This is a genomic window from Bradyrhizobium sp. (assembly GCF_049586575.1).
In the GTDB taxonomy this organism is placed as follows: domain Bacteria; phylum Pseudomonadota; class Alphaproteobacteria; order Rhizobiales; family Xanthobacteraceae; genus Bradyrhizobium.
On sequence record NZ_JBAVCF010000249.1, the window covers coordinates 1 to 5,902 of the forward strand.

The following is a 5,902-nucleotide window of genomic DNA, read 5'->3' on the forward strand; positions in this document are numbered from 1 at the left end:
GGCTTGGACATATCAAGGTGCCGATCGTCGTGCCGCTGACGCTGAGCCTCAACGGCAACGCCATCACGGTGTCGCCGGCACTACATGCGGCGATTATGACCGAAATCGACGGGGACGCGGTTGATCCAATGGCGACTGCACGGGCGCTCTCGCGGGTCGTCGCAACACGTCGTCGAAACGGCAGCGAGCCGCTGACCTTCGGCATGACGTTTCCGTTTTCGCCCCATAACTACCAGCTGCGTTTCTGGATGGCCGCCGGCGGCATCGACCCGGACGAGGACGTTCGCCTTGTCGTTCTGCCTCCGCCTTTCATGGTCGACAGCATCGCGGGCGGTCAAATCGATGGCTTTTGTGTCGGCGCGCCCTGGAATTCGATAGCGGTCGACGGCGGCGTCGGCCGAATTCTGCACTTCGGTTCCGATATCATGCAGCGCGCGGCAGAAAAGGTGCTGGCGATCCGACAGCCGTGGGCGGAGAAAAATCCGCAAACGTTGGCGGCGCTGGTTCGGGCGGTCTTTCGGGCGGCCGAGTTCACTGAAGCGCCCGACAACCGGAATGAGGTGGCGCGGGTTTTGGCACGGCCCGATTATATCGGCGTCGATGCCGAGGTGATCCTAAGGACTCTGCAGGGGCGCATGAAGATTGCGCCGGACGGATCCATCCGCTCAAGCGACTGCTATATGCTGCTCGCCAGGGAGCGTGCATCCGTGCCCGACCCGATCCAGGCGGCATGGCTTTACGCGCAAATGGTGCGCTGGCGGCAGACGGCGATCAGCCACGAGGCCCTGACGACTGCGCAGAACGTGTTCCGGCCTGATCTGTACGAAGCCGCCTTTGGGCGCGACGCGAGGCGCCAAACCGCTTCGAGGGCTATCGACGCATTCACGGGGCCAGTCTTCGATCCTGCTCAGATCGATGCCTATTTCGCAGCCCTGCGGACAGGGAGCAGGAAGCCTTAGCGACGTTCTGGCGCAAAATTAGGCAACCTTTCTACACTGATTATTTATTGTGCATGAGTGCCCAAAATTCGCGGGTGCTCGGTGGTGCCGATTCCTCCAGAACTCCCATAACTATCTGAGATAACTTGTCTTTAGAATAAGAATCGTTGTGGCACGCAACTTGTATATTGCAGTGCAGCCAGCGCCACCGACGCCCGTTGGCGTCCATCGAGATGGATTTCCGCGGCAACGAGGCTCAGCGGACCACCTGGAACAGTCCGGGGACCATCAACCCATTCCACTCATTGCGCCGCGCGAAGCGTGGCAGCCGGAGCTTCGTTATGGACTACATCAAGCCTGCCGACGTCGCTATTTCAATGATTGATGCCAGCGCAAGGAAACTGGCACTGGCGCCGCGCGATCTGATGATCCGCGGAATCCTGGCCGGCGCGCTGCTTGGCGCGGCAACGACGCTCGCCTTTACGGGCGCGGCCACGACAGGCCAACCGATCGTCGGCGCCCTGATTTTTCCAGTCGCCCTCGCCATTATCGTGGTGCTCAATCTCGAACTCGTCACGGGGAGCTTTGCCCTGGTGCCGCTTGCGCGCCTTGAAGGAAAAGCAAGCTGGGGCGCCGTCATCGCCAATTGGTCGTGGGTTTACCTCGCCAATCTGATCGGCAGCATTGCCTTCGGCGTTCTGATCGCGGGATCGCTGACAAACATGGGCAAGCTGGAAGTGACCGGCATAGCGGCCCGCATTGTGGCTGCGGCCGAAGCCAAGACCATTGCCAACGAGGCAATCGGCGCGGCCGGCATGCTGAGTCTTTTTGTGAAAGGCATCCTCTGCAACTGGCTGGTGAGCCTCGGCGTCGTCCTCTCTCTGACGTCCAACTCCACCATCGGAAAAATCGCCGCAACGTGGATCGCCATCTTTCTGTTCTTCGCGCTCGGCTTTGAACACGCCGTCGTCAATATGTTCCTGATTCCGACCGGCATGCTGCTTGGCGCCAAGGTCACCATCTACGATTGGTGGGTCTGGAACCAGATCCCGGTCACGCTCGGCAATATCATTGGCGGATTCGTTTGCACCGGTCTTGCGCTCTATTCCACATACAAGCCGACAGGCCAGACGATCGCCGCCACGCAAGTTGCCGTCCAGGCAGCAGAGTAGCGGTGCGTTGATCCGATGAAGCTTGAAATGCTCACTGTCGACTTCACCGACGAACAGAAGCGCTACCTCGAAGGCTTTGCGGCCGGCGTTCAGATACTCCGAAACGGCCGCGGCCTTCCCGGTGGTTCTTCCGCGCCGGCGCAGGCCAATGCCGAGCCAGCCGGGCCGGATGCGGCGCACATCAAGGCCCAGGATCAACTTCTCGCTTCGGGGAAGAAACTTGCCGATCAGGAGAAATTCAAGCGCGAGGAGCATCCTTTCGATGCTTATCCGCGGCTCCGGCAACAGGCACTGACCAATGCGCCACCATCGCCGGCGGATAATTTCCGCTGGCGCTATTACGGTCTATTCTATGTCGCGCCGGCGCAAGACTCCTACATGTGCCGGCTGCGGATACCGAACGGCATTCTCAAACATTGGCAATTCGCAGGGTTCGCCGATCTCGCCGAGCGCCTGTGCGGCCCGTATAGCCATGTCACGACCCGCGCCAATCTCCAGGTGCGCGAAATTGCGCCGAAAAATGCGGTCGCACTGATCGAGGGTATTCAGGACCTCGGGCTCTGCTCTCGCGGCTCCGGGGCCGACAATATTCGCAATGTCACGGGCACGCCGACGGCCGGCATCGATCCGCAGGAACTGATCGATACCCGCGAGTATGCGCGCGAATGGCACTTTCACATCCTCAACGACCGCTCGCTCTATGGCTTGCCGCGCAAATTCAACGTCGCTTTCGACGGCTCGGGCAAGATCGCGGTGCTGGAAGACACCAACGACATCGCCTTCGCCGCAGTCGAGGTGAAGGATGGTTTCGGCGTCGAACCGGGCGTGTGGTTTCGCCTCGGAATCGGCGGCATTACGGGGCACAAGGATTTTGCGAAGCAAACCGGCATCATCGTCAAGCCGGAAGACGCAACGAAAGTGGCGGATGCGATCGTGCGCGCCTTTATCGATACGGGCGATCGCACTAATCGCCTCAAGGCGCGCCTGAAGTATGTCATCGACAAAATCGGAATCGACAAATTTCTCGAACTGGTCGAGGCGAAACTCGGCCATGCCATGACGCGCATCCCGCCGGAAGCGCTCGCGCCGCGACCTGCGTTCGATCGGATGGCCCATATCGGCGTGCACCGGCAGAAGCAGGACGGCCTGAACTGGGTGGGCGTCGCGTTGCCGCTCGGCAAGATCACCTGCGAACAGATGCGCGGCCTCGCCAGGATCGCGTCCGATCTAGGAGACGGCGATATCCGATTGACCGTCTGGCAAAACCTTCTGATCTCGGGCGTAAGTGACGAGAACCTCGCACTTGCGGTCGCGGCGGTCGAGGCGATCGGGCTTGCGGTCAAGACTTCGCAGCTTCGCGCGGGCCTGATCGCCTGCACCGGAAATACCGGCTGCAAGTTCGCCGCTTCCAACACCAAGGCCGATGCGGCGGCGATCGGCGACTGGTGCGATGGCCGCGTCGAAGTCGACACGGCATTGAACATCCATCTGACCGGCTGCCATCATTCGTGCGCGCAGCACTACATCAGCGATATCGGCCTCATCGGCGCCAAGGTCCCCGCCGGTGACGGCGACGACACTGTCGAAGGTTATCATCTGTTCGCCGGCGGCGGGTTCGGCCCGGACGCCGACATTGGCCAGGAGGTCTATCACGACCTTAAGGCCGAACAAGCTCCGCAAACAGTGGAGAAGCTGCTCAAGGCCTATCTGGCGCATCGCGCCGGGCCGTCGGAAACCTTCCTGACGTTCGCACGCCGCCACGACGGCGAGACGCTGCGCAAGTTGGCCGAGACCTCCGCATGAACCAGATCACGCCCCCGCCCAAGATCGAGATCATTCCGTCGAGCGCTCCGTTCTCCGAGGCGCAACGAACCTGGCTTAACGGCTTTTTCGCCGGATTGCTGACCGAGACGGTGACGCCGCTCTCAGCCGAGCAGGGCGCCGCCGTCATGAAAGGCCCCGGAGGCGACGGCGACGATGGCGCTGCGCCCTGGCACGACCAAACCATGCCGATCGCAGATCGCATGAAGCTTGCGGAGGGACGCCCGTTGCGGCGGCGCATGATGGCCGCGATGGCGCAACAGGATTGTGGCCAATGCGGCTACAATTGTCATGACTATTCCGAGGCCATTGCGAGCAAGGCGGAAGGGCGCCTGAACCTCTGCGTCCCCGGCGGCAAGGAAACCGCCCGGATGCTGAAGACCCTCCATGAGGAACTGGACAAGGCTCCAACCGTAGCGCCGGAGGCGTCGGCAATGCCAGCCACGCGCGCGGCGGTATCCTTCGTGGAGCTTGGCCGATCGCGCGACAATCCCGCACCCGCGACATTCCTGTCGCGGCGTTTGCTCAACAAGAGCGGGTCGGAAAAGGAAACCTGGCACATCGAGTTCGATCTTGCGGGAAGCGGCCTCGACTATGTCGTCGGCGACTCCTTCGGCATTTTTGCCCGCAATGAACTCGGTCATGTCGACCAGATCATCGCGCTGCTCGGGGCTTCGCACACGACCGAAGTGCGCGGGCGGACGCTTCGCGAAGTCCTGACCGACGAAGTCTCGCTCGCGCCAGCACCGGATTCGCTGTTCGAGCTGATTTCCTTCATCACCGGTGGCGCCCAGCGCGAGAAGGCGCGCGCATTGGCGCAAGGTGACGATCCCGATGGCGATGCCGCGACGCTGGATGTGATGGCAGGCTTGCAGAAATTCTCGGGCGTTCGCCCACATCCGGAAGCCTTTATCGAAGCGCTCGAGCCGTTGCAGCCGCGGCTCTATTCGATTTCATCGTCGCATAACGCCACCCCAGGCAAACTGTCATTGACGGTCGATTGCGTGCGATATGTGATCGGCAAGCGCAAGCGGCTGGGGCTTGCCTCGAACTTCCTTGCCGAGCGCGTCCAGCCCGGCGATCAGGTGAAGGTCTATGTGCAGAAGGCGCACGGCTTCGGCCTGCCGCAGGATCCGAAGATTCCGATCATCATGATCGGGCCGGGGACCGGCATCGCGCCATTCCGCGCCTTTTTGCTCGACCGCAGGGCCACCGGCGCCAATGGCCGCAACTGGCTGTTCTTCGGTCACCAGCGATCAAGCTGCGACTTCTTCTATTCGGACGAATTGAACGCCATGAAAACGGCAGGCCTTCTCACACGCCTGTCGCTCGCGTGGTCGCGCGACGGCGACAAGAAATTCTACGTGCAAGACCGCATGCGCGAGGTCGGCCGGGAGCTATGGTCGTGGCTTGCGGAAGGGGCGCACGTCTATGTCTGCGGTGATGCCAAACGAATGGCCAAGGACGTTGAGCGCGCGCTGGTTGACATCGTCGCTCAGCATGGCGCGCGCTCAACCGATGAAGCCATCAACTTTGTCGGTGAACTCAAGAAGAAAGGCCGCTATCAGCAGGACGTGTATTAGCGGTGTATCTGGTATTCCAGCGGAACTGGTTCCCGAACGCGACAATTCGGACGAATAAAATTCCTGCCCAGGGCGGTTGCGAAGAAATTTTCGCGCGCGTTTGACTCCAAGAGAACGACGATATCGCTATTTTGGGCTCCGACTTGTTTCTGCCCGCAATCGATACTCCACTGCTCGGATGTCATCCTGGAGATCGGCCATGCGCGAACTGTCGGCAGAAGCACGTTTGCATCTGTATGCGCGTTCGCTGTCCCGCAAAACCGGAACAGGATTCCAAGCGGCGGCGCTGTACGGCGCCTTCGCACTGATCGCAGGCGTCGTGTTCGGAACGCTTTCAGTCCATCCTTTTTGAAGCCTAACCGCGCTTGAACGGCGCGACCTCGATGCC

5 protein-coding genes are annotated in these 5,902 nt (G+C 61.1%); all 5 read left to right on the forward strand.

Annotated elements, in window-relative coordinates; translation table 11 throughout:
* Positions 1-959 (forward strand): CmpA/NrtA family ABC transporter substrate-binding protein (locus tag WB528_RS09590; protein WP_423888183.1); only part of this gene is annotated, 959 nt, incomplete at its 5' end.
* 320 nt (positions 960-1,279) lie between these two features.
* Positions 1,280-2,110: a formate/nitrite transporter family protein gene (locus tag WB528_RS09595; RefSeq protein ID WP_423888184.1), complete on the forward strand. Its 831-nt coding sequence runs from the start codon at positions 1,280-1,282 to the stop codon at positions 2,108-2,110.
* A 15-nt stretch (positions 2,111-2,125) separates the two neighbouring features.
* Positions 2,126-3,913: a NirA family protein gene (locus WB528_RS09600; RefSeq protein WP_423888185.1), complete on the forward strand. Its 1,788-nt coding sequence runs from the start codon at positions 2,126-2,128 to the stop codon at positions 3,911-3,913.
* Positions 3,910-5,514 (forward strand): sulfite reductase subunit alpha, encoded by a 1,605-nt coding sequence (locus WB528_RS09605; protein ID WP_423888186.1) that lies wholly within the window; start codon positions 3,910-3,912, stop codon positions 5,512-5,514. Before WB528_RS09600 ends, WB528_RS09605 begins: the two co-directional genes overlap by 4 nt.
* Before the next feature lie 199 nt (positions 5,515-5,713).
* Positions 5,714-5,866, forward strand: a complete 153-nt coding sequence (locus tag WB528_RS09610) for a hypothetical protein (protein ID WP_423888187.1) — start codon at positions 5,714-5,716, stop codon at positions 5,864-5,866.
* The last annotated feature ends 36 nt before the right edge of the window (positions 5,867-5,902 follow it).

What these genes read in the sequence shown, in the direction of transcription:
- WB528_RS09595 (WP_423888184.1), top strand. Translation starts at nt 1,280, where the DNA reads ATGGACTACATCAAGCCTGCCGACGTCGCTATTTCAATGATTGATGCC.
- WB528_RS09600 (WP_423888185.1), top strand. Translation starts at nt 2,126, where the DNA reads ATGAAGCTTGAAATGCTCACTGTCGACTTCACCGACGAACAGAAGCGC.
- WB528_RS09605 (WP_423888186.1), top strand. Translation starts at nt 3,910, where the DNA reads ATGAACCAGATCACGCCCCCGCCCAAGATCGAGATCATTCCGTCGAGC.
- WB528_RS09610 (WP_423888187.1), top strand. Translation starts at nt 5,714, where the DNA reads ATGCGCGAACTGTCGGCAGAAGCACGTTTGCATCTGTATGCGCGTTCG.